The 19,102-nt window shown below is 56.7% G+C and carries 18 protein-coding genes and 1 CRISPR repeat array; of the genes, 15 read left to right on the forward strand and 3 right to left on the reverse strand.

Annotated features, from left to right (window positions below):
- The first annotated feature begins 13 nt into the window (after positions 1–13).
- Genes cas5c through cas2 form a run of 6 tightly spaced genes read left to right on the forward strand, consistent with a single transcriptional unit; the run spans position 14 to position 5,468 of the window.
- Positions 14–733 (forward strand): type I-C CRISPR-associated protein Cas5c, encoded by a 720-nt coding sequence (gene cas5c / locus B7E11_RS14370; protein WP_080835801.1) that lies wholly within the window; start codon positions 14–16, stop codon positions 731–733.
- Positions 730–2,613 (forward strand): type I-C CRISPR-associated protein Cas8c/Csd1, encoded by a 1,884-nt coding sequence (cas8c, locus tag B7E11_RS14375; protein WP_080835804.1) that lies wholly within the window; start codon positions 730–732, stop codon positions 2,611–2,613. Before cas5c ends, cas8c begins: the two co-directional genes overlap by 4 nt.
- Before the next feature lie 17 nt (positions 2,614–2,630).
- On the forward strand, positions 2,631–3,494 hold the full coding sequence (cas7c, locus tag B7E11_RS14380) for a type I-C CRISPR-associated protein Cas7/Csd2 (RefSeq protein ID WP_080835807.1): 864 nt from the start codon (positions 2,631–2,633) through the stop codon (positions 3,492–3,494).
- Positions 3,484–4,140 (forward strand): CRISPR-associated protein Cas4, encoded by a 657-nt coding sequence (gene cas4 / locus B7E11_RS14385; RefSeq protein ID WP_080835810.1) that lies wholly within the window; start codon positions 3,484–3,486, stop codon positions 4,138–4,140. Before cas7c ends, cas4 begins: the two co-directional genes overlap by 11 nt.
- On the forward strand, positions 4,137–5,168 hold the full coding sequence (gene cas1c / locus B7E11_RS14390; RefSeq protein WP_080835813.1) for a type I-C CRISPR-associated endonuclease Cas1c: 1,032 nt from the start codon (positions 4,137–4,139) through the stop codon (positions 5,166–5,168). The genes cas4 and cas1c overlap by 4 nt, the downstream gene beginning before the upstream one ends.
- Before the next feature lie 9 nt (positions 5,169–5,177).
- Positions 5,178–5,468 carry a CRISPR-associated endonuclease Cas2 gene (gene cas2, locus B7E11_RS14395; RefSeq protein ID WP_080835816.1) on the forward strand — a complete coding sequence of 97 codons (291 nt, stop codon included), beginning with the start codon at positions 5,178–5,180 and terminating at the stop codon, positions 5,466–5,468.
- Between the two features lie 184 nt (positions 5,469–5,652).
- Positions 5,653–6,823: direct repeats of the CRISPR family, unit length 33 nt; unit sequence GTCGCATCCCGTGCGGGATGCGTGGATTGAAAT.
- 26 nt (positions 6,824–6,849) lie between these two features.
- Here cas2 and B7E11_RS14400 read toward each other — a convergent pair.
- Together B7E11_RS14400 and B7E11_RS14405 are read right to left on the reverse strand one after the other, a co-directional pair.
- Positions 6,850–7,515, reverse strand: coding sequence for a response regulator (locus tag B7E11_RS14400; RefSeq protein ID WP_176220759.1), 666 nt, complete (start codon positions 7,513–7,515; stop codon positions 6,850–6,852).
- The gene (locus B7E11_RS14405) at positions 7,472–9,571 is read right to left on the reverse strand and encodes a sensor histidine kinase (RefSeq protein WP_176220760.1); all 2,100 of its coding nucleotides are present in this window, start codon (positions 9,569–9,571) and stop codon (positions 7,472–7,474) included. Before B7E11_RS14405 ends, B7E11_RS14400 begins: the two co-directional genes overlap by 44 nt.
- A gap of 201 nt (positions 9,572–9,772) precedes the next feature.
- On the opposite strand from B7E11_RS14405, the gene B7E11_RS14410 reads away from it, so the two are divergent.
- From B7E11_RS14410 to B7E11_RS14420, 3 genes are all read left to right on the forward strand, one after another.
- On the forward strand, positions 9,773–10,447 hold the full coding sequence (locus B7E11_RS14410; RefSeq protein ID WP_080835821.1) for a hypothetical protein: 675 nt from the start codon (positions 9,773–9,775) through the stop codon (positions 10,445–10,447).
- Positions 10,448–10,572: 125 nt separating this feature from the next.
- A complete protein-coding gene (gene cdaS / locus B7E11_RS14415; protein ID WP_080835822.1) occupies positions 10,573–11,208 on the forward strand; it encodes a sporulation-specific diadenylate cyclase CdaS in 636 nt (211 codons plus the stop codon).
- Positions 11,209–11,396: 188 nt separating this feature from the next.
- Positions 11,397–12,569, forward strand: a complete 1,173-nt coding sequence (locus B7E11_RS14420) for an MFS transporter (protein WP_080835825.1) — start codon at positions 11,397–11,399, stop codon at positions 12,567–12,569.
- Positions 12,570–13,186: 617 nt separating this feature from the next.
- Here B7E11_RS14420 and B7E11_RS14425 read toward each other — a convergent pair.
- Positions 13,187–14,386: an ROK family transcriptional regulator gene (locus tag B7E11_RS14425; RefSeq protein ID WP_245809730.1), complete on the reverse strand. Its 1,200-nt coding sequence runs from the start codon at positions 14,384–14,386 to the stop codon at positions 13,187–13,189.
- Positions 14,387–14,634: 248 nt separating this feature from the next.
- On the opposite strand from B7E11_RS14425, the gene B7E11_RS14430 reads away from it, so the two are divergent.
- The 6 genes from B7E11_RS14430 to B7E11_RS31000 all read left to right on the forward strand — a co-directional run bounded on the left by B7E11_RS14430 (position 14,635) and on the right by B7E11_RS31000 (position 19,088).
- On the forward strand, positions 14,635–15,273 hold the full coding sequence (locus B7E11_RS14430; RefSeq protein ID WP_080835827.1) for a chromate transporter: 639 nt from the start codon (positions 14,635–14,637) through the stop codon (positions 15,271–15,273).
- Positions 15,274–15,303: 30 nt separating this feature from the next.
- Positions 15,304–15,837 (forward strand): chromate transporter, encoded by a 534-nt coding sequence (locus B7E11_RS14435; protein WP_080835829.1) that lies wholly within the window; start codon positions 15,304–15,306, stop codon positions 15,835–15,837.
- An 82-nt stretch (positions 15,838–15,919) separates the two neighbouring features.
- Complete coding sequence (locus B7E11_RS14440) at positions 15,920–16,630, forward strand: AAA family ATPase (protein ID WP_080835832.1); 711 nt, start codon at positions 15,920–15,922, stop codon at positions 16,628–16,630.
- A gap of 250 nt (positions 16,631–16,880) precedes the next feature.
- Positions 16,881–17,876, forward strand: coding sequence for a zinc-dependent alcohol dehydrogenase family protein (locus B7E11_RS14445; protein ID WP_080835834.1), 996 nt, complete (start codon positions 16,881–16,883; stop codon positions 17,874–17,876).
- A 250-nt stretch (positions 17,877–18,126) separates the two neighbouring features.
- Positions 18,127–18,612: an RrF2 family transcriptional regulator gene (locus B7E11_RS14450; protein WP_080840826.1), complete on the forward strand. Its 486-nt coding sequence runs from the start codon at positions 18,127–18,129 to the stop codon at positions 18,610–18,612.
- A 269-nt stretch (positions 18,613–18,881) separates the two neighbouring features.
- Entirely contained in the window at positions 18,882–19,088 is a 207-nt protein-coding gene (locus B7E11_RS31000; RefSeq protein ID WP_425430070.1) for an FAD-dependent oxidoreductase, read from the forward strand.
- The last annotated feature ends 14 nt before the right edge of the window (positions 19,089–19,102 follow it).

Consider the following 19,102-nt stretch of genomic DNA (forward strand, 5'->3'; position numbering starts at 1 on the left):
AGGTGTCCTTTCCATGCGAAATTCCATCGAATTTGTCGTTTACGGCAAGTACGCCCTGTTTACCGATCCTCTGACGAAACTTGGCGGGGAGAAGCTGTCCTACCAGATTCCCACCTACCAAGCGCTGAAAGGGATTGTGGAATCCATATATTGGAAACCTACACTTCAGATGCTGATTGACGAGGTCCGGATCCTGAACCCGATCCGCATGGAATCCAAGGGGATTCGTCCGATGGAGTACGGCGGAGGGAATACGCTGGCCAACTACACGTATTTAAGGGACGTACGCTATCAGGTTCGCGCTCATTTCGAGTTCAATCTGAACCGACCGGATTTGGCGTTCGACCGCAACGAGCATAAGCACCACAATATCCTCAAACGTTCGCTCCAGGCTGGCGGGCGACGGGACATTTTCCTCGGAACAAGGGAATGTCAGGCCTATGTCGAGCCGTGCGTTTTTGGCGAAGGGGAAGGGGTCTACGACGGCATCGAAGAGCTTCATTTCGGCACGATGGTGCATGGCATCAGTTACCCGGACGAAACCGGCCGTGACCAGATGGAGATCCGGCTGTGGAATCCGGTCATGAGGAACGGCGTCATTACGTTCATCCGGCCGGAGGAATGCACGCAAGTTCGAACGGTGGCCGAAATGAAGCCGAAGCGGTTCGATTCCGCCAATGTCGAGTCGGCCGAAGACTTGTACGCACAGATGGAAGAGGGGGTGAATCCATGAGCTGGCTGCTTAATTTGTACCAGACCTACGAGTCGAACCTGGATCGGGTCGGTCAAATCGAGAGAAGGCACAACGAGCAGGAATTCACGCTGCTGCCCGTCTCCCACACGACCCAGAACGCGCATATTGAAGTACAGGTAACGGAGGACGGGGAATTTCATTGGGCGGACGTTATCGACAAGAACGATGCAAGTACGCTGATTCCTTGCACCGAAGAGTCGGCGAGCCGCGCCGGTTCCAAGATCGCTCCCTATCCGCTCCACGATAAATTAAGTTACGTGGCGGGGGACTTCGCCGCTTACGGCGGCGAGATCAAGAAGGACGACCCTTTTCCCTCTTACATCAAGCAATTGGGAGAATGGGCGGAATCTCCCTATGCCGTCGATAAAGTCAGAAGCATTTACCGGTACTTGCGAAAAGGAAGGCTGATTCAGGATCTGGTGGAGAGCCGAGTTCTCTACGTCGACGCCGACAATCGGCTGCTCGACAAATGGGACAAGCCGGATACGCCCAAACCGCCGGTCTTCTCGGTCATGGTCGGCGGCGTCGAGAGTTTGTTCGTTCGTTTCAATGTATACTCCCCCGACAAGGTATTGACGAAAGTGTGGAAGGACCCGGAGATGTACGATTCCTTCATGCGCTTTTACGGCCGCCGGTTAGGGGAAGAAGATTACTGCTACGTTACCGGGGAGAAGCGTCCGAGCACCGACCGGCACGCCAACAAAATCCGGAACGCCGCAGACAAAGCCAAACTGATTTCGGCCAACGACACAAGCGGCTTTACGTTTCGCGGACGGTTTCAAACCGGCAACGAGGCGGCTAGCATCAGCTACGAAGTTTCGCAGAAGGCACATAACGCCCTGAAATGGCTTATCAACCGCCAGGGAAAAATCGTCGACCAACGCGTTTTTCTCGTTTGGGCGAACGACGACCTGGGCGTCCCGGAGCCGATGGGAGATTCCTTTTCCTTGTCGCCGGAGACGACGGTCGTCAAAGCGAATATCTCGTTTACGAACAAGGAATTCGCGGACGAGTTCGGCAAGGCGCTTGGCGGGTATCGCAACCGACTGTCGTCCTCGATGAATGCGAACGTGAATATTCTCGTTCTCGATTCGGCTACGACCGGGCGCATGGCGGTCCTGTACTATCGGAATTTGAACAAGGAATTTTATCTGAACCGGCTGATCAGGTGGCATTCGTCTTGCGTGTGGCTGCACCGATACCGCAAAGACGAGAACGGCGAATTTGTTCAATTTTTCGGAGCCCCCGCTACGAAGGACATCGCCTTTGCAGCTTACGGTCCCAGAGCCGGCGAGAAGATCGTCAAAGGGCTGATGGAGCGCATGCTGCCCTGCATCGTCGACGAGCGGGCGATCCCGAAGGACATCGTGGACAGCGCTTTGCACCGCGCTTCCAATCCCGTGTCGATGGAAAAATGGGAGTGGGAAAAGACGCTGAGCATCGCATGCGCCTTAATCAATCAAAAGGAGGAAAAGCGTGTGGCACTGGACGTTCATAACAATGAGCGCGATTATTTGTTCGGCCGATTGCTTGCTGTCGCCGACGTGCTGGAGAGACGGGCGCTCGGTTCCGAAGAAAGCCGTGCGACCAACGCGATCCGCTATATGAACGCGTTCTCCCGGCATCCGGCGAGGACATGGGCGACCATTCAAACGAGCTTGCAGCCGTATCAAGCCAGACTGGGAACGAAGGCGACCTATTGGTCGAAGATTATCGACGAAATCGGCTCGCGCATCCCGCCGGATCAGTTTAACAATAAGCCGTTGTCCGGGTTGTATTTGCTCGGTTTTTACAGTCAGCGGCATGAACTCTACCAGAAGAAAGAAAGTCAGGACGACGCAAGCGAACAATCCATTTAATTAAGGGAGAGATCGGAATGAGCACACTGGACCGAAAAATTGATTTTGCCGTCGTTTTGTCCGTCATCAAAGCAAATCCGAACGGAGATCCGTTGAACGGCAACCGTCCTCGCCAAAACTACGACGGTTACGGCGAGATTTCGGACGTCGCGCTGAAGCGGAAAATTCGCAATCGCCTTCAGGATATGGGCGAATCGATTTTCGTCCAATCGAACGACCGCAAGTCGGATGCTTACAACAGCTTGAGAGAACGGGCCGACGGCAATGCCGAACTGGAGAAAATTTTGAAATCGAAGACGGGCTCGAGCGACGACTTTGCCCGTATCGCCTGCCAGGAATGGATCGACGTTCGCAGTTTCGGCCAGGTGTTCGCTTTTAAAGCCGATAAATCGGGGGCCGGCGTTTCCGTCGGGGTTCGGGGGCCCGTTTCGATCCACACTGCGACAAGCCTCGATCCGATCGATATTACGAGCACGCAAATTACGAAAAGCGTCAACTCCGAACCGGGGGAGAAGCGTTCTTCGGATACGATGGGCATGAAGCATCGCGTCGACGCGGGCGTTTACGTTTTTTATGGCAGCATCAATACGCAACTAGCCGAAAAAACCGGATTCACGAACGAGGATGCCCTCAAGATCAAAGAAGCGCTCGTCTCTTTGTTCGAAAACGACGCTTCGTCCGCCAGACCGGAAGGCAGCATGGAAGTGCACAAGGTTTACTGGTGGGAGCACCGGTCCAAATTGGGCCAATTTTCATCAGCCAAGGTCCATCGCTCCCTGAAGTGGGAGAAAACCGCGGAAGAGCCGAAATCGTTCGAAGATTACAAATTTTCCGTATCGCCGCTGGAAGGATTGGAAGTCGAAACGATCGATGGACGATAAAGAAGACTCCTACTTGATGCTTTCGGGCATTCAGCATTTTCAATTTTGCAAACGGCAATGGGCGTTCATTCACATCGAACAGCAATGGGCGGAAAATGTTCGAACGGTCGAAGGGCAGCATCTTCACCGAAATGCGGACAAACCGTTTACGAGAGAAAAGCGGGGAGACAAGCTGACCGTTCGCGCCATGCCTGTTAAATCCGAAAGCCTCGGCGTTACCGGGATCTGCGACGTGGTCGAGTTTATCCGGGACGACAACGGAGTTGAAATCCAGGGGGCGGAAGGCAGGTACGTCGCCTATCCGGTCGAATACAAGCGCGGCAAGCCGAAAAAAGGCGAAGAAGACGTCTTGCAGCTTGCCGCGCAAGCTCTTTGCCTGGAAGAGATGCTTTTGTGCGAAGTCATTCTGGGCTACCTGTATTACAACGAGATCAAGCACCGGGTCGAAGTGCCGTTGACTGCCGATCTCAAAAGCAAAGTCCGAGCCGTCGTCGCCGAAATGCAGGATTATTACCGGCGGAGGTACACGCCCAAAGTGAAAACAGGAGCATACTGCCGCAGTTGTTCCCTTCAATCCATTTGCTTGCCCGAAATGATGAACAAACGGACGGTCAAAAGTTATATTGAAGGGAAAATCAAGGAATGAAAAAGCTGCTGAACACCTTGTTCGTCAACCAACCGGACGTTTATTTGGCGCTCGACGGCGATAACGTGGTGCTGACGAAAGATCAGGAGAAATTGGGCAGGCTGCCGCTGCACAATTTGGAGGGAATCGTCGCCTTCGGATACACCGGCGCCAGCCCGGCACTTATGGGATATTGCGCGGAGCGCAATATCTCCTTGACGTTTCTGACGATGAACGGCCGTTTTCTGGCCAGAGTCGTCGGGCAAAGCCAGGGCAACGTCGTCCTGAGAAAAAAGCAGTACCGGATCTCGGAAGACGAGCGATTGTCCGCGAAAATCGCGAGCAATTTTATCGTCGGAAAAATTTATAACCAGAAATGGATGATCGAGAGGATGACGCGCGACTATCCGTTGCGCATCGACGTCGATCGTTTTAAAGAAGCTTCGGCCCAGCTTTCAGCCATCCTGTCGGACGCAAGATCATGCGAAGATTTGGAGCGGTTGAGAGGGTTCGAAGGGCAAGCGGCCGTGTGCTATAACAAGCTGTTCGACCGCATGATCCTTCAGCAGAAGGAGGATTTCGTTTTTCGCTCCCGTTCCCGAAGGCCGCCGTTGGACAACGTGAATGCGATGCTTTCGCTCTCCTACACGCTATTGGCCCACGACATGGCGTCCGCACTGGAAGGCGTCGGGCTGGACGCATACGTCGGCTTTATGCATCGCGACCGTCCGGGCAGGGTCTCGCTAGCGTTGGACTTGATGGAAGAGTTGCGAAGCATCTATGCGGACAAGTTCGTGCTGTCGCTCATAAACAAGAGAATCGTGGGCAAGGATGACTTTTTGAAAAAAGAAAACGGCGCCGTCATCATGAAAGACGAGGCAAGAAAAACCTTTCTGACCGCATGGCAGAACAGGAAGCAGGAGAAGATCGTGCATCCGTATTTGGGAGAAAAAATATCTTGGGGGCTGGTCCCGCACGTTCAAGCCTTGCTGTTGGCCCGTCATTTGCGCAACGATCTGGACGAGTACCCGCCTTTTTTGTGGAAGTAGGTGATCTCAATGCTGGTACTCATCACGTATGATGTAAGTACGGTTAACAGCGCAGGACAAAGGCGATTGCGTCAAGTTTCAAAGGCATGCCAGGCCTACGGGCAACGCGTACAAAATTCCGTATTCGAATGCGTAGTTGACGCCACGGAGTTTAAAATCCTAAAATTAAAGTTGCTGGAATTGATTGACGAGGAACAGGACAGCCTTCGCTTTTACCAATTGGGCAACAATTATAAGGGCAAGGTAGAGCATTTCGGAGTGAAAGAGTCCCTTGATTTGGAAGGCCCGTTGATTTTGTAGCGGGAATCCTCGTGGTGCGAATGTGAAGCGCACATGATTTTCCCGGGGGATTCGCACCAAATTTCTTCTAAATTTTGGAATTTGCTTCGGATAATTAACATTTTTTGGGCTTCTATTTTCGATTTGAAAGCGATTCTTCTCTCGTATAGTTATATTTTTGGGTAATTTTAGGCGAAAAATCGCTGTCGCATCCCGTGCGGGATGCGTGGATTGAAATCTGGTGCCAATCATGCAAAAGCACGGCGAGCGATGTCGCATCCCGTGCGGGATGCGTGGATTGAAATATTTTCTGTTAAGGCTGAACCTTGTGAGTTTATGTCGCATCCCGTGCGGGATGCGTGGATTGAAATATAACGTGCCCGAGTATGACGACAACGGAAACGAGTCGCATCCCGTGCGGGATGCGTGGATTGAAATCTCGACTACAGGGATTTCTCGCCCATCCTGCTCGTCGCATCCCGTGCGGGATGCGTGGATTGAAATAACGTGCGTCTCATCATAGACCATTGATGGTATGTCGCATCCCGTGCGGGATGCGTGGATTGAAATAACGTGCGTCTCATCATAGACCATTGATGGTATGTCGCATCCCGTGCGGGATGCGTGGATTGAAATGAGAAGTTGCCAAGCTCGCCAGCAAACAGGGCGTCGTCGCATCCCGTGCGGGATGCGTGGATTGAAATGTACCGCGAGCACATTAACAAACACGGCAAGACGTCGCATCCCGTGCGGGATGCGTGGATTGAAATCTCTCCGGTCGCCGTCCGATTAAGCGGGACAAGCACGTCGCATCCCGTGCGGGATGCGTGGATTGAAATCGTAACGACCGATACCATCCAGGATGGAGCCGTAGTCGCATCCCGTGCGGGATGCGTGGATTGAAATCGTACAAGTCCGACCAGAGATATTGACTCTTCAAGTCGCATCCCGTGCGGGATGCGTGGATTGAAATCCTCATGTTCCTCTCGCAACTCGGATACATGGTCGGTCGCATCCCGTGCGGGATGCGTGGATTGAAATCGACCTCAAGACCGTCGCTAACATCCGCAAAGAGGTCGCATCCCGTGCGGGATGCGTGGATTGAAATGTCGATTTGGTCACCGGGTCCTTGACGGGCTCGTGTCGCATCCCGTGCGGGATGCGTGGATTGAAATTTCGAAACCCGGTATATATTGGCCGCGTCCGTTGGTCGCATCCCGTGCGGGATGCGTGGATTGAAATCTTTCCGTCCGATACTACTCCAGATGATGGTATGTCGCATCCCGTGCGGGATGCGTGGATTGAAATAATATCATCAGATCGGCGGCGCCGGCGTCCCGCTCGTCGCATCCCGCACGGGATGCGTGGATAGATCGAAACGAATAAAAAGAGCCCGGCCGCCCTAAGGCTGGCCGAGCCCGGCTTCGCGCGCCATGAGAATGGCCTGCGCGCGATCGACGACCTGCAGCTTGTTCAGGATGTTCGAAACGTGGTTGCGCACCGTCTTGAGCGACAGGCCGAGCTTCCGCGCGATGAACGCGTTGTCGTGTCCTTTCGCGATCCATTCCAGCACTTCGCGCTCCCGGTCCGACAGCTCCGGAAACAGAGGCTCGGCCGGCTTATTCGTCAGCGCGTCGAAATAAAACATCATTCTCCGCGCGATCGAGGCGCTGAAGATGGCTTCCCCGCTCCCGACCGCCTGGAGCGCCCGGACGATTTCCTGCTTGTTCGCTCCTTTGAGGAGATAGCCGCGGGCTCCGGCGCGCATAGCCGAAAACACGGACGCGTCATCGTCGAACATCGTCAAAATCAGAATCCCGATATGGGGGCTGTGCCAGACGATATCCCGGGTCGCCTCGATCCCGTTTTTTCCCGGCATGTTGATGTCCATCAGGATTATATCGGGCTGAAGCTGCTGGGCGAGCCGAACCGCTTCCTCGCCTCCCGAAGCTTCCCCCACCACCTCGAATTCCGGCACCGAGCCCAGCGACGCCGTTAATCCCTCGCGAAACATCGGGTGATCGTCAGCCAGCATGATCCGCAGCTTTTCCCCATCGTTCCAATTCATTCGTCCATCCTCCAAGCTCCAAAGGTAAAATCGCCGTCACCGTAGTCCCGGCTCCCGGTTCCGAACGAAAACGGCACGTTCCGCCGACTTCTTCGGCGCGCTCCTTCATCGACCGCATGCCGATGCCCGGCCTGACCGAGACCGGCATCCCGCTCCCGTCGTCGCGGACTTCCAGCCTCAACGTCGTTTCCTCCGTCTCCAGCAGGATGCGGCAGGAGCTTGCCTGCGCGTGGCGAGCGACGTTCGTCAGCGCCTCTTGCGCGATTCGGTACAAGGCGACCTCGATGGCGGCGTTCAGCCGCGGCAGCCGCTCCGGTCCCTCCATCGAAATGCGCAGCCCGCTGTTCTCGAATTGCAGCGTCAGCTCCCGCAGCGCGAACAAAAGCCCGAATTCGTCGAGAGAAGGGGGACGCAGCGCATAAACCAGCCGGCGAATCTCGGCGATGGCTTCGCGAAGCTGGGCTTGAATCTCCCGAAGGAGGGAGGCTGCCTTGTCCGTATCGGCATCCTGCAGCAGCGCGACCTGATCGAGCCGCAGCATCATGCTTGCGAGGCTCGAGCCCAGACCGTCGTGCAGATCCCGGCGCAGCCGCCTGCGCTCTTCTTCGCGCGCTCCGACGAGCCGCTCCCGCGAACGGTGCAGCTCTTCGGTCAGCCGTTCCGCCTGCACGGCGATGCTGACCTGGCGAACCAAGTCGTCCAGCAGGCTTCGTTTTCCCGGCGGCACCAGGTCGGCCGCCCGCTCGATGCCCAGCGCCAGCCAGCCGACTTCTTCGCCCTGCACCGTCAGCGGAATCCGGGTACTCCGTTCCGGGGCGCTTCCGTAGACGGCCACGGTTTCGGTCCCGCCGTCCCGCCGCACTTCGATCGCCGCGTAAGGCAATCGCAAAGCCAGGGCGACTTTCTCGGTGACGAACATGAGCAGCGATTTATGCGTGAGCGCCCCTTCTAGCCGCTGAACGAGCCCGGAAAGTAGGGTGTACGGATCCTCGCGCACGCCGAACACGAGATGATTGACCGCCTGTTGAACCCGCAGCCGGACAGGCTGTCCCAGCAGCGCGATAAACCCGGTCGCCAGCAGCGCAAGCACGGCATTGACCTGTCCGTGCAACAGCAGGCCGAACAGGCCGACGACCACGACGTAGACGAGGACGATCATCAAGGACAGCACCGCGTATACGATCGTCCGGTTAAACGCGACGGCCATGCCGCGCAGCCGGTATTCCAGCACGGCCATGCCCATCGAAAACGGCAAAATCAGAAGCCCTCCGAAGAACAGCGTGATCGTGGCCATCCGGTAGATCCCATTGTCGGCAAACGGGGCCATAAGGCCGATCGCCCCGCCCAGCAAGTAAGCGCTCATGCCGACGATGAACCAGCGAACGATCCGCTTGCGCTCCGGCGACGCGCTTTGCCTGTAACGGCACAGCTGGGCGACAATGACGAGGCCGTGCATGAACAGCATGTACCCGCCTCGAAGCTCGGGCGGCCAGGTCATATGGTCGAAGGGCGTTCCCGGGGCGAACCAGAGATGCGCCCCCATCGGAATCAGCCAGGCGACGGCGGGAACGATCGTCCACTTGGGCGCGAACCTGCCGTCCGGGAACAGAAAATAAAAGAACAAATACATGGAGCCGAAGTCGTCCAATATCCGAAACAGCCGGTACTGGAAGGGACTCAGCAGGGTGTCGTCCGTGCTGAAAATCGTTCCGGCGACCAGGATCAACAGGGAGGCGACGATGCTGTAAGGATCTCTCCAGCCGTACCGATAGACGAGAAATCCGATCGCCAGCGCCGACAGGTTTTGAATCGTCAGCAGGCTGACCATGAATCCGCCGTAGGCCTCCGGCGTTACGCCGATCGTCTGCAGGTGGCCGAATTGAGCCTCCGTCAACTGGAGAAAGCTGCGGCAATCGGCTCCGCCGCACGGAACGTCGTACACGCCCACCCCCAGAAAGTGGCTGAAAACCGCCACGATAACCGAAGCGGACGCTGCCGCCCACCAAAGCGCGTGAAGCCCGGCGCCCGCCGCGATCCGCAACATGCGATTGTTCAAAAGGCGCATCCCGCTCTTCCTTCCGAATCTATAGTCTGACGTGTCCAGTATATCATGGGCCGCGTCCCGCCGGCCGGGAATTCGCGGCTCGCAATTCCCGGCCCCTCCGGGAATTATGCCCTTGCCGCCGGGACGCGGGCGGCTCTACGATTAGGGGCGTAAACGGCGCGAGCCGAAATTTGGAATGGGAGCGAAAAGAAGATGTTGCTAGGACTTCAGCGTTTTTATCGTTTTAGCGGGTGGATGGCGATGTTGGGCGCCGTCATCGGAGCGGTGGTCATGGTGCTCCATGTAGAGGATATTCCCGCCGGTTTGGACGAACTCGATACGTTCTTGCCGACCGCCGTATGGACGCACGTAGCGCTCTATATCGGGATCCCCATGCTGCTCGTCGGTTTGACCGGGATGTTTCTCCGCCAAGCGAGCGGAATCAAATGGTGGGGCTGGATCGGTTACGTGCTTTTGTTTTTATCTTTCTATTTCGACAGCGCTCACTCCGTTCTGCAAATGTTCGATTATCCGGTGCTGTTCGGCGATATCGATACCGAGGAAAAGCTGAACGAAGCGAACGAATTCGTCATGAACGTCCAAATGGGCATGCCGGGCACACTCTTCATGGGGCTGTCCGGACCGAGCCTGATGCTCGGGACGCTTTTGACGGGGCTGGCTTTTTATTACGGAAAAGGAATACCCCGCGGTCCGGCGGCTTTGACTTTGATTCTGTTCGTCGGAATGTTCGTCATGTTTTTCGCGCCGAATTGGCTCGCCATGGGGATCCTGGCCGCGTTCTACCTCCATTTCGCTTGGTACGGCGCGCTTCTCGCGTTCGAACGCAGGCTTGATGGCGAGGCGGCCGATTCCGGCTTGGCCGTATAACCCGACCGAGGGCGGGCCGCTCGCCGGGGGCGATGCGGTCCGCTTTGCGTATGAAGACGGACGGCGGGAGCGCATACTAAACGGAAATCCGGAATTTGGATCGGAATCGTTTCGAGGTGGCTGGAATGGAAAGGCGAACGTGCGACGAAACCCCGTTGAAAGAACTGCTGAAACAGCGATTGAACACGATTGCGCATGAAATTCGGCGCAGCCTGGACATGATCGAAAACGAAAACCATTGTTTGCTGAGCGACTTCGAGCATATCGGCGATTCGTTCAAGCAGGTGGAGTCGTTAGCCGCCTCTTTTTATTTGCAGTGCTACTTGTCTTCGTTCACGTCGCAGTATTTGGACTTGTCCGTTTGCGTCCGGCATTTGATGGAGCGCCGTCACGGCGCGCTGATCGTCATCCAGCGCAACGATCCGCTCGATGCGCTGCTCCACTCCGGCATTCCCGTCCGGGCTTCGCTCAGCTCTTCTTTGCTCGAGGCGATTTTTTATCCGGGAAATCCGCTTCACGACGGCGCCGTCCTCATCCGGTCCGACCATATCGTTTCGGCGGCCAATGTATTGCCAATTTCCGCCGCGGCGATCGAAGGCCGAAAAGTCGGCACGCGCCACCGCGCGGCGATCGGGCTGACGGAGCGGACCGACGCGCTTGTCCTTGTCGTTTCGGAAGAGACCGGGCATGCGTCGTTCGCCTATAAAGGGAAGCTCCACCCGATCAGCTCGATCGGAACGCCGCAGGCGGCGGAGCCTTGATATTCGAAGTGCGAACTCCCTAAATTAAAGTATAATGGAAGCAAAGCCCGAAAAGGAGACGATTTAATGACGTTCGCAAGACCTCCCTGCTAATCGTTAATCCCGTTAGCGGCAGCGGCGTTTCGTTCGCGAGCGCCCCCCGAATCGGTTGAACGCGTTCAATCGAATCAGGGGAGGAAATACGCGCGATGCCAAACGTTCGGAAGCTGTACGCCATTCGCTTTTTTTACAATCTGATTCCCGCTTATGTCATCGAACGCCTGTTTTGGGAAGAGCGGGGCATGACCGTCGAAATGGTCGTGTATACGGAAATGATTTTCGCAGCCGCGATCGTTTTGCTTGAGGTGCCTACCGGCATGATCGCCGATCGGTGGGGCCGAAAACGCATGCTGATCGTGTCCGCCGTGATGGGCTGCTGCGAATTTTCGATTTTGTTGTTCGCGACGGAGTTTTGGCATTTCGCGGCCGTTGTGCTGCTTGCAGCCGTAGGAAGTTCGGCGAGCAGCGGAGCCGAGGATGCGCTGTTGTACGATTCGCTGCTTTCCGGCGGGAAGGAAACGCTGTTCGAAAAGATAGCCGGCCGCCTGAACGCGATCGACATCGTTTCGACCATCGTCGCCGCGCTGTGCGGAAGTTTGCTGGCCGGCCGGTTCGGCTTTTCCTTCAACTACTGGCTGTCCTTGCTGAGCATGCTGGTTGCGCTGGCGTTGACGCTTTCCCTGAAGGAACCCGCAAGAAGCGGGAATCCGGACGACGAAACGCAGCCGATCCCGATTCGCGCCTATTTGTCCGCTTCGGTTCGCTTCTTCCGCCGCCATCCGTCCGTTCGCCTCGTCGTGCTGACGGGGATGATCGCCGGGGCGGCCATCCATTTTGTCGACGAATTTTGGCAGACCTATCTCGATCGAATCGGGATCCCGGTGTTTTATTTCGGCTTGTTCTCGGCGGCGATTTTTCTGCTGCGGCTGCCCGGCAACCTGCTCGCGTACCGGCTGAAAGCCCGGTTCGGTTACCGAAGCTTGCTTGCCGGCGCGACCGCGGCCATCGCGGCCGGCCTTGTCGGCCTCGCGTTCCTGAAAGGATGGGCCGGACTGGCGGCGCTGTTTCTGGCCTGTCTGGCTTCGGGGGTCCTCGAGCCGCTCGCCGCCGGTTATTTGCAGCATCGGATCGACTCCTCGATGCGGGCGACGATCGGGTCCTTTCAATCGCTCGGGGAAAATGCGGCGCTTACGCTGCTGGGCTTCGGCTTCGGCTATTTTTCCTCCAGGCTGGACATTTTCGGCGGCTTCGGATTCATCGGCTTCGCGGGCTTGGCGTTTCTGCTTTACTTCGTTTACGCATCCCGCCGCATGGCCGAATAGGGAAGGGACTGCCCGTCGGCGGACGACGGCGCGGTCCCTTGCCTTTGCCTTTGTCCGGGCCCAGTTGGGTGAATTACCCATCTGACCCGTCTAAACGCCTAAGGCCGGGCCAGTGAGTAAATATTACCCATCTGAACCGTCTAAACGCCTAAGGCCGGGCCAGTGAGTAAATATTACCCATCTGAACCGGCTAAACGCCTATGCCCGGGCCTAATTGGGTAAATATTACCCATCTGAACCGGCTAAACGCCTAAGGCCGCGCCAATTGAGTAAATATTACTCATCTGAACCGGTGAAACGCCTATGCCCGGGCCTAATTGGGTAAATATTACCCATCTGAACCGGTGAAACGCTTACGCCCGGGACTAATTGGGTAAATATTACCCATCTGACCCGTCTAAACTCCTAAGGCCGGGCCAGTGAGTAAATATTATTCATCTGAACCGGCTAAACGCCTATGCCCGGGCCTAATTGGGTAAATATTACCCATCTGAACCGTCTAAACGCCTAAGGCCGGGCCCAGTTGGGTAAATATTACCCATCTCAACCCGCCAAACGCATACAGCCGCACGCAGTTGGCATCGGCGCCGCGCAAACGCTTGTTTCGCGCCGCCAGGCTATAAAATCAAGCGGTTTCGCACGACAAGCGCCGCTCCGGTGACGACGGCGTCCTCCTTCAGCCGGCTTCTGGAGAATTGCGGCTCGTAAGCGGGATAATAATAAGTGTGCTTGCGAGCCGTTTCGGCCGCGGTGTCGAAGTACAGCGAATTCGAATGGATGAGCGCCCCGCCCAAAATGACTTTTTCCGGATGAAGCAGGTTGATCATGTTGGCAAGCCCGACTCCGAAATAGACGGCGGACTGCCGGAACCATTCCCGGACGGTCGGATCGCCGTCGTTCAGCGCTTCGAGCAGCACGTCGAAATTGATCTGCTCGGGCGGCAGCCGGTACCGCTCGGTCGGGAGGCCGCCGCCTATTTTCGCATGGGCCTGGGCTTGCTTGACCAGCGCCTGCACGGAGGAATAAGCCTCCAACGCCCCGTAATTGCCGCCCGGATGGAGCCGGGGGCCGTCCGTCTGGATGATCATTTGGCCGATGGAGCCTTCCATGTCGATCGTTCCGTGCACGATGTGGCCGTGGGACATCATGGCGGAACGCAGGCTTGCGCCGGCATGCACGTACAAGGCGTGCTCGATTTGCTCGTGGCGGATCGACCACATTTCGCCGATGAGCGCGGTATTGGCGCCGTTTTCAAGCGTGGCCGGGAACCCCGTCTTCTCCTCGAACATCCGGCAAATCGGAACGTTTGTCCAGCCTTTCGCGGGAAAATAGAGCGGATCGAGAATGAGCCCCTCGTTCCGGTCCAAAGGACCGACGGCGCCGATGCCGAGTCCGAGGATGCGCTCCGGCGGAATTTGATGATCCCTCAAAATGTTTCGCATCAGGCCGGCCGCGTGCTCGACGAACCGTTCGGGCGTCATCGCCTCGTCCATCCGCCAGCGAACGAGCGACTTGGGGTTCATCTCCATATCGAACAAGCCGAGCGTCGAATGAATCCGCGAAAGCTCGACCCCGAACAAATAACCGTAATCGGGGTGAATTTGATACAGGATCGGCCTTCTTCCGCCGCTGGACGGGCCAAGGCCGGAATCGCGAATGAGCCCCTCCGACACCATTTCGTCCAATAAACGCGTTAGCGTGCTGCTCGTCAATTTGCTCGCGGCCAGGAGCTCGGCTTTGGAGATCGTTTCGCTGGCGGCGATCTGCATGTACACGAGCTTTTTCGCCGACGGAAGCTGACGTTCGAGTTTGTCCACCGCTAGTCCTCGCTTGCCCGTAATAGGGAATGAAAAATGTTCTTTCTATTATAGCTGAAGTCCGCCCCCCCTGCATCCCGTAATTCCGATCGGTTTGCCTAGTTTATTTCAAAATGGAATTAATAATCTATAAATGAAACGAAATTAACGCTATAAATACATTTGATCGTCCAATTATTTCGAAAGTTTATTCCAAAATGAAATAAAGATGTTACAATAGAGGTACAAGTACAAGGGGGCGGACGATCATGACATCGAAAGGGAAAGAGCGGCTCGGAATGATCGGACAGCTTTTTTGGACGTTTTTGCGGATCGGCCCGGCGACGTTCGGGGGAGGCTATGCGATGATGCCGCTGATCGAACGCGAAGTGGCGCACAAGAAAGGCTGGATCGAGGAAAAGGAACTGGCCGATCTCGTCTCGCTCGCCGGCTCCGCGCCGGGAGGCGTCGGCGTCAACGCGGCGGCGTTCGTCGGCTACCGAAAAGCGGGAATATCGGGAGCGATCGCGGCCGTGGCGGGAATCGCCTTGCCGACGTTTCTTATCGTTCTCGCGCTCAGCCTCGCTTATGTCCGGTTCCGGGACTCGGAAAAAGTCCGGGCCGCCTTGACCGGCGTGCAGGGCGCGGTCATCGCGTTGATGCTGCTCGCGGCCTACCGGATGGCAAAGTCGTCCGTGTTCGACGTTTCGACGGCCGTCGTGTCGGTCGCGGCGCTGACCGTCCTGCTCGCGACGAATTTGAATCCCGTTTACATCGTGCTCGCAGGGCTGGTCGTCGGCATCCTTCTCGTCAAAGGAAAGGAACGGCTCGGCTTGGACGCAAAAACGGAGAAAAACGGCCCGAACGGCGGCAAGGCGGAACTCTACTATCCCGAATACTACATTTGACGACAAGACGAACGAAGGGCGGGATGACGGATGCTTTGGGAATTGTTCGCGGTTTTTTTGAAAATCGGACTCGTTTCGTTCGGCGGAGGGTACGCGGTGCTTCCGCTTATTCAGCATGAGGTTTCGGCGAACGGATGGCTGACCGAGGCGCAATATCAGACGGCCGTCTCGCTTGCCGGCATGGCGCCGGGACCGATCGCCACGAACAGCGCCACCCTGATCGGCTACGAAACGGCGGGACTTGCGGGCGCGGCGTTCGCGACGCTGGGCATGGTGCTGCCTTCGCTCGCCGTCGTCATGCTCGTTTCGGCGTTTTTGTTCCGGCGCCGCGAGGAAAAATGGGTGAAGTCGTCCTTCTACGGCTTGCGGCCGATCGTGGCCGGGCTGATCGCCTACGCCGCGATTCATTTCGCATTTCCGGCCATGGGCAACACCGTCTTCACCTGGACGACCGTCCTTACCCTCGCCATCGCCGCCGGCAGCCTGCTGGCGATGATCAAGTACAAGCTGTCGCCGCTTGCGGTCGTGCTGGCGGCCGGCGCGGCGGGAATCATTTTATTCTAGGCGCGGAAGCGGTCTTGAAAATTCCGCGGCGATCGCGTATCTTCAAGTAAAACGCCGATCGGAGCGGAACGGAGGGACGCGGATGTACTTGAAGAGCTTGCAATTGCTGAGAAGCGATCGCTTTTCCCGGGACGAATACCCTTTTACCATACCGGCCGTGAAGGCTCTCGATACGCTTTCGTTCCGCGCCAACGTGACGTTTTTCGTCGGGGAAAACGGCTCGGGAAAATCCACGCTGCTCGAGGCGATCGCATACCAATGCGGGTTCAACACGGCCGGCGGCGGCAGAAACAACGCGTACGAGGTGGAAGCCTCGCATTCGGCGCTCGGGGAGCACATCCGGCTTTCCTGGCTGCCGAAGGTGACGAACGGCTTTTTCATGCGGGCCGAGACGTTTTACCATTTCGCCTCCCATCTCGATACGATGCCGCAAAGCCTGGGCTACTACGGCGGACGTTCGCTGCACGAACAATCCCATGGCGAGGCGTTTCTTTCGCTGTTCGCCAACCGGTTCGGAAAAAAAGCGATCTACCTGCTGGACGAGCCCGAAGCGGCGCTCTCGCCGGCCCGGCAGCTCGCGCTTCTCCATATCATCAAGGATTTGGAGAAAGAGGCTCAATTCATCATCGCCACGCATTCCCCCATCCTGCTCGGGTATCCGAACGCCCAAATTCTCGATTTCGACGCTTTGCCGATTCAAGAAATCCGCTACGAGGACACGCTGCATTATGTCATTACGAGACGTTTTCTCGAAAACAGGGACGCCGTGCTGAAGGAATTGTTCGAGGAATGACGGGTATAGCGGCAGGAGCGACCCCGGGGCGCGGCGAACGTGTACCTGCTATTGCGGCTCCGCAAATCGTGCTATACTAATTTCGTTCCTATGGCCGCATAACGACTGGCGCGGATTTGCCATGCCATTTGGATGCGTTCGGGAAGCAGCGAGAGTCGGTTGAATTGCACGATTAACGCTTAACGTTGAAGCGCTTCCGGCCGGAGGGCGCTATCGCATACAGGGAAATGCAGCCGGGGAGGCTCAGAGCATGCGCGCAGCGGTGTTGCGGGGAAAACAGGACATGACGGTGGAGGTTGGACGGCCTCTTTCGGCGCTAAAGCACAGCGAAGTGCGGATCGCGGTTCGGGCGTGCGGCATTTGCGGCACGGACCAGCACATTTACCACGGCCATCCGGGTTCGGCGGCCGTCCGTCCGCCGATCGTGCTCGGCCACGAGCTGGCCGGGGAAGTGATCGAAGTCGGCGACGGGGTTGTCGGCTTCAAAGCCGGGGATCGGGTGTCGGTCGATCCCAACATTTATTGCGGGGCCTGCGAATTTTGCCGGAACGGCCGGCCGCATTTGTGCGACCGTCTGCAGGCGGTCGGCGTCACCCGCGACGGCGGCATGGGCGAGCTGTGCGACGTTCCCGCCGCCAACTGCTATTTGCTGCCCGACGAGGTCAGCGACGTCGAGGGCGCGCTGGTGGAGCCGCTCGGCTGCGTGCTGCACGGCTACAAGAAGCTTGACGTGCGGCCGGTCAGCACCGCGGTCATCATCGGCGGCGGCTTTATCGGCCAGCTGTTTCTGCAGCTGGTTCGCAAGCAGGCCGCGCGCGTCGCCGTTTTCGAGCCCGTGGCCGGCAAGCGCGGGCAGCTCGAGGCGCTGGGCGCGGACGACGAAGCGGCCGTGCGGGCATGGGCCGGCAAGGCCGACATCGTCATCGAATGCGTCGGACGCCGCCAATCGATGGAGCTGGCGTTCGCCGTTGCCCGCAAGGGCGGGCAGGTGCTGCTGTTCGGCGTGTCGTCGCCGGAAACGGAAATTTCCGTTTCGCCTTATGCGATCTTCTCGAAAGAGCTGCGCATTATGGGGTCGTTCGTCAACCCGTTCACCCACGAGGAAGCGATCGCCCTCATCCGCGGCAAGGCCGTGGACGTGGAAGGGCTGGTCAGCCACCGGTTTGCGCTGGACGAGGTTCCCCAAGTGATGGGGGCCTATCCGATGCTGAACGTCGCCAAGGGCGTCATCGTGCACGGGCGGTAATTGCGGCGAGCGGGAGGACGTGGCGGCTTCGAGGGAGACCCTTGCTCACCGCTCCTCCTCCGGAGGCGCACGCTGCCGCTTCGGTTGTGTCGTGGCTGCTCATCTCCGCCCGCCGTATGCTCACAGCCGCACACAGTTGATGACAAGCGAAGTTCGGATCAAGAATGTCGTTACAATTTGGATTTGAATCGTTTATTATGGATAACGCAGGTCTATATTAATGATATTGATGAGAAGAGAGATGGGAAACTTGCAGTTCTCCAAAAGTACAGATTATGCCCTACACGCCTTAATTCACCTGGGACACTCGGAGCGTTGCAACAACGTCGGGATCAAGGAATTATCTGGGGCACTTGATGTTTCCGAAAGCTATTTATCCAAAATCATGTCCAAGCTGAGGCAGGATGGAATCGTACGTGCTATGCCGGGGGTGAACGGTGGTTACGAGCTTGCACGGCCGGCCGATCAGATTACGTTTCTGGATGTGATTCAAGTGATTGAAGGAAGACAGCAGTTATTTAAATGCTTGAATTCGAGTTCGCGGCAACATCGGTTGTTAGCGGAAGATGGGACTGCACAACGGGATCAGAAACGTCCAAGAAAAAACGAATGTTTGGTCGAAAAAGTGATGAACGGCGCGGAACAGCATCTGCACCAATACTTGCAGGAACATACGATTCAGTCGGTATTGAATGAGGCGTTCAAGCGTTGCAGCCACGAGGTAAACAAGAAGTAATGCACTTCTTGTTATCTAATTATGGATATTATCGATCTATGGGGGTTTGGTTTTATGTTGGATAAAAAGCTTCTCGATGTGGATCAGTCCCAGTAAGTTTCGGTGAATTGCAAAAGAGGAGATCAGCGCCTACCCCACCGTATCGTTCGTGGCGGATACGGCGGTGTCGATTGTGGGAACCGACGGCCAGTTTCAAGTTAAGACTGAGAAAGGACAAACTTTTACAAGCAAAAAAATATTGTTTGCCGTCGGCATGAAGGATCAATCGCTTGCCGTTCCGGGACTGCGGAGGGATCACGGAATGGGGAGGGATCGTTGTCGATGAATTCGGAAAAACGAACGTTCCGGGTGTATACAGTCCCGGAGATGCAGCATCGCAAATGCATCAGGCTATAGCTGCAGCTTCGAGGGGCGCACTTGTCGCCGCGGTCATAAACAGTAACCTGAATACAGAAGCTTGGGGGAAAAAAGGATGATCGACTTAAATAAC

The sequence above is a fragment of the Cohnella massiliensis genome, assembly GCF_900169535.1.
Taxonomy (GTDB): domain Bacteria; phylum Bacillota; class Bacilli; order Paenibacillales; family Paenibacillaceae; genus Cohnella; species Cohnella algarum.

Coding starts and splice junctions, on each gene's coding strand:
- B7E11_RS14440 (WP_080835832.1), top strand. CDS start 15,920: ATGTACTTGAAGAGCTTGCAATTGCTGAGAAGCGATCGCTTTTCCCGG.
- cas1c (WP_080835813.1), top strand. CDS start 4,137: ATGAAAAAGCTGCTGAACACCTTGTTCGTCAACCAACCGGACGTTTAT.
- cas4 (WP_080835810.1), top strand. CDS start 3,484: ATGGACGATAAAGAAGACTCCTACTTGATGCTTTCGGGCATTCAGCAT.
- B7E11_RS14430 (WP_080835827.1), top strand. CDS start 14,635: ATGACATCGAAAGGGAAAGAGCGGCTCGGAATGATCGGACAGCTTTTT.
- B7E11_RS14445 (WP_080835834.1), top strand. CDS start 16,881: ATGCGCGCAGCGGTGTTGCGGGGAAAACAGGACATGACGGTGGAGGTT.
- B7E11_RS14435 (WP_080835829.1), top strand. CDS start 15,304: ATGCTTTGGGAATTGTTCGCGGTTTTTTTGAAAATCGGACTCGTTTCG.
- B7E11_RS14410 (WP_080835821.1), top strand. CDS start 9,773: ATGTTGCTAGGACTTCAGCGTTTTTATCGTTTTAGCGGGTGGATGGCG.
- cdaS (WP_080835822.1), top strand. CDS start 10,573: ATGGAAAGGCGAACGTGCGACGAAACCCCGTTGAAAGAACTGCTGAAA.
- cas8c (WP_080835804.1), top strand. CDS start 730: ATGAGCTGGCTGCTTAATTTGTACCAGACCTACGAGTCGAACCTGGAT.
- cas5c (WP_080835801.1), top strand. CDS start 14: ATGCGAAATTCCATCGAATTTGTCGTTTACGGCAAGTACGCCCTGTTT.
- B7E11_RS14400 (WP_176220759.1), bottom strand. CDS start 7,515: ATGAATTGGAACGATGGGGAAAAGCTGCGGATCATGCTGGCTGACGAT.
- cas2 (WP_080835816.1), top strand. CDS start 5,178: ATGCTGGTACTCATCACGTATGATGTAAGTACGGTTAACAGCGCAGGA.
- cas7c (WP_080835807.1), top strand. CDS start 2,631: ATGAGCACACTGGACCGAAAAATTGATTTTGCCGTCGTTTTGTCCGTC.
- B7E11_RS14420 (WP_080835825.1), top strand. CDS start 11,397: ATGCCAAACGTTCGGAAGCTGTACGCCATTCGCTTTTTTTACAATCTG.